Source organism: Streptomyces pseudogriseolus (assembly GCA_002154585.1).
GTDB lineage: Bacteria > Actinomycetota > Actinomycetes > Streptomycetales > Streptomycetaceae > Streptomyces > Streptomyces pseudogriseolus.
Genome location: MUNG01000413.1, coordinates 1 through 2,867, shown reverse-complemented (window position 1 = coordinate 2,867; position 2,867 = coordinate 1). Strand labels below are relative to the sequence as shown.

5 protein-coding genes are annotated in these 2,867 nt (G+C 71.5%); 2 read left to right on the top strand and 3 right to left on the bottom strand.

What is annotated here, in order from left to right; translation table 11 throughout:
* Positions 1-180 precede the first annotated feature (180 nt).
* Positions 181-564, top strand: a complete 384-nt coding sequence (locus CCN29_RS29365; RefSeq protein ID WP_442538550.1) for a hypothetical protein — start codon at positions 181-183, stop codon at positions 562-564.
* Between the two features lie 83 nt (positions 565-647).
* Here the strand turns inward: CCN29_RS29365 and CCN29_RS29360 are convergent, their stop codons facing one another.
* From CCN29_RS29360 to CCN29_RS29350, 3 genes are all read right to left on the bottom strand, one after another.
* Positions 648-1,232, bottom strand: a complete 585-nt coding sequence (locus CCN29_RS29360) for a TerD family protein (RefSeq protein ID WP_006134601.1) — start codon at positions 1,230-1,232, stop codon at positions 648-650.
* Positions 1,233-1,359: 127 nt separating this feature from the next.
* Positions 1,360-2,127 carry a polysaccharide deacetylase family protein gene (locus tag CCN29_RS29355; RefSeq protein ID WP_031060599.1) on the bottom strand — a complete coding sequence of 256 codons (768 nt, stop codon included), beginning with the start codon at positions 2,125-2,127 and terminating at the stop codon, positions 1,360-1,362.
* 240 nt (positions 2,128-2,367) lie between these two features.
* The gene (locus CCN29_RS29350; RefSeq protein ID WP_006134603.1) at positions 2,368-2,538 is read right to left on the bottom strand and encodes a hypothetical protein; all 171 of its coding nucleotides are present in this window, start codon (positions 2,536-2,538) and stop codon (positions 2,368-2,370) included.
* Between the two features lie 136 nt (positions 2,539-2,674).
* Here CCN29_RS29350 and CCN29_RS29345 point away from each other — a divergent pair, with 136 nt between their 5' ends.
* The gene (locus CCN29_RS29345) at positions 2,675-2,848 is read left to right on the top strand and encodes a CsbD family protein (protein ID WP_006134605.1); all 174 of its coding nucleotides are present in this window, start codon (positions 2,675-2,677) and stop codon (positions 2,846-2,848) included.
* Positions 2,849-2,867 lie beyond the last annotated feature (19 nt).

Here is a 2,867-nt window from a genome sequence, read left to right as displayed (position 1 = left end):
GGCTGCTCCGCCGCAGACGCCGTACGACCGTGCTGGGCGCGGGCTGGGCCGTACTGCTGGCGCCGCTGGCCTTCGTCACGCTGCACGGCCCGGACGACGGCGACCGGGTCACCCGCCCGGCCGCCACCGTGTCCGCCTCACCCCGGCCCTCCCCTTCACCNNGTCGCACCGGAGGAGCGGGTGACGGCGGCGCCGGGGTTCGTGCTGTGGCTGACGGAGGAGGGCAAGCACTGGACGACGCCGGACATGCCCGAGGAGCAGTTCCGCAGTGTGACCGACGGCAACATCGAGACGACGGAGCCCGGCGTCTCGGTGCAGGCCGAGGGGACGCGCGAGAGGATGCTGTTCTCGGGCCTCTACTACGGCGGCGAGGGGACGGCGTCGTACGTCGAGATCGCGACGGAGGACGGCCCGGTGCGCGGCAAGCTGCTGGAGCTGCCCGGCCGGCCCGGCTGGGGCGTCTGGTACGCCGTCGCCGGCACCGCCGACTGGGGATCCGTCACCGTGCGCGACACCGAGGGCCGTGTCTACGCCTCGCTTCCCGGCATGCCCGGGCGTCCCTGACGGGGGAGGGCGGCCGCGACACCCAGCCGGTGTCGTGGCCGGCCGTTTCCCTCCGGGCCCTCTGGCTGGACCGGCGACCCTGCCTACTTGCTGACGGCGAACCGCATCAGGGCGTGCTCGTCCCCCTGCTTGATCTTGCCGGTCTCGTTGATCACCTCGAGCTTCCAGCTGTTGCCCACCTTCACGGCCTTCGCCACGGCGCAGCCGTTGTCCTGGCTGAGCAGGCTCGGCCAGATGTCGGCGACCTGCTGGCTGCTGCCGCCGGTCGCGTCGTACACCTTGAAGCTGATGTTGCGGGCCTTCTGGAAGGAACTGCCCTTCTTGTAGGCGGCCGCGACGAACACGATCGCGGTGATCGCGCCGGGCAGCCGGGAGAACTCGACGGTCACCGTCTCGTCGTCCCCGTCACCGTGGCCGGTCTGGTTGTCGCCGCTGTGGAGGAGGGAGCCGTTGCCCATCGGGTCCAGCGAGTCCAGGCCCGCCAGGCGCACCGGGTCACTGCCCGACATGGCGATGGCGATCAGGTCGAGGTCCGTACCGGTCTTGCGGCGCAGCTTGCCCAGCACTCCGCCGCTGGCGCCTGCGGTCGGGTCCCAGGAGACACCGATGGAGAGGTGCGTGACCCCGTCCAGGTCCGCGGGGCCGTCTTCCTTGGTCAGCGTGATCATTGAACGAGCCATCCTTCGTCGACGGGTGTACGGCCCTGAGTCTGCCTGGCGACGGTCCATCCTGAACAGGCGGGTCTGCCCGGAAACGCGAGCGTTGCGGGCGGCGGTCGGCGCGCCGGGCGGACGGTCAGCGCACCGGGAAGCCGAAGGAGTAGCCTTCTTCCTTCAGCCAGGGCAGCACGCGGCGCAGCGCCTCGACGGTCTGCGCGCGGTCGCCGCCGGCGTCGTGGAAGAGGATCGTCGGCCCGTTGGACAGCTCCCGCTGCACGGTCTCGACGATGGCGTCCGCGCCGGGCTGCTCGAAGTCCTTGGTGTCCACGTTCCAGCCCAGCGGGCGCATGCCGCGGGAGGCGGCGACCGCGCGGCTGTGCGGGGTGAACGCCCCGCCGGGGGCCCGGTAGTAGAGGGGGCGGACGCCGCCGGACGCCTTGGTGATCATGCGCTCGGCGTCGAGGATCTCCTTCGACTGGTACGCCTCGGACTTGCGGTCCATGGAGGTGTCGTGGGAGACGGAGTGGTCGCACAGCACGTGCCCGTCCGCGACGATCTCCTTGACCAGGTCGGGGTGGGCCTGCGCCTGGACGCCGGTCAGGCAGAAGGTGGCCTTCACGCCCTCCTCGCGCAGCAGGTCCAGCACCTGGGGCGTCCAGCGCGGGTCGGGGCCGTCGTCGATGGTGATGTTGACGCCGCGCGGGCCCGCGTCGGAGGCGTGCGCGATGGCGGGGGACACCCGCTTCACGGCGGCCGGCTTCGCGGACGCGCCGGCCCCCGGGCCGTCGTTCACGGCGTCGGCCTGGGCGGTGTAGACCGAGGCGCCGACGGCGAGCATCGTCACCCCGAGCGCGGCCCCGACCACCTTGCCGTACCAGCTCCGTCCACCGCCGTGCCGCGCCATGTCCCGCCCCGCTTTCTCGCTGTCGCTCGTCGCCGCCCGCCCGAGTCCCGGAACATCGGGAACTCGTCGGACCACTGGACGAGACGGGACACGAACGCCCCCGGATGCGTCCGTTACGGATCACGGACATGTCCGGGGACGTTCGCGGACAGAAGGGGGGCGCCGGCCGCACGGGCCGGGGGCCCGGTCACCGTGGTGACCGGGCCCCCGGGGGGTGGTGCGGCGTCGGGACGCGGCGCGTCACCAGCGGTACCAGCGGCCGCGGCCACCGCCCGCGTTGGTGGAGCGCATGACGAAGCCGAGCAGCCAGACCACGAGGACCGCGATGGCGATCCACCACAGGATCTTCACGGCGAAGCCGGCGCCGAAAAGGATCAGGGCAAGAAGCAGAACGAGCAGCAAGGGAACCATATTTATCGACCTCCTGCCGCACCGTTTGCCCTCGACCCGCAGCCGCACACCTCCCCGCCGCCTTGTTTGTGAAGGGACAGTGGGGGCACTCGTGGGCCACGACGCAGTGCCCGCACGCTACAGGGAGGCATGTTCCGTGAGTGCCGGTGAGAAGGCCAAGGCGAAGACCGAGCAGGCGCAGGGCAAGACCCAGGAGGCCCTGGGACGCGCCACAGGGAACGACCGCATGGAGGCGGAGGGCCAGGCCACGAAGAGCAAGGGCGACGCCCGCGAGGCCAAGGAAAAGACGAAGGACGCGTTCAAGCACTGACCCTGCCCGCACACGTTCC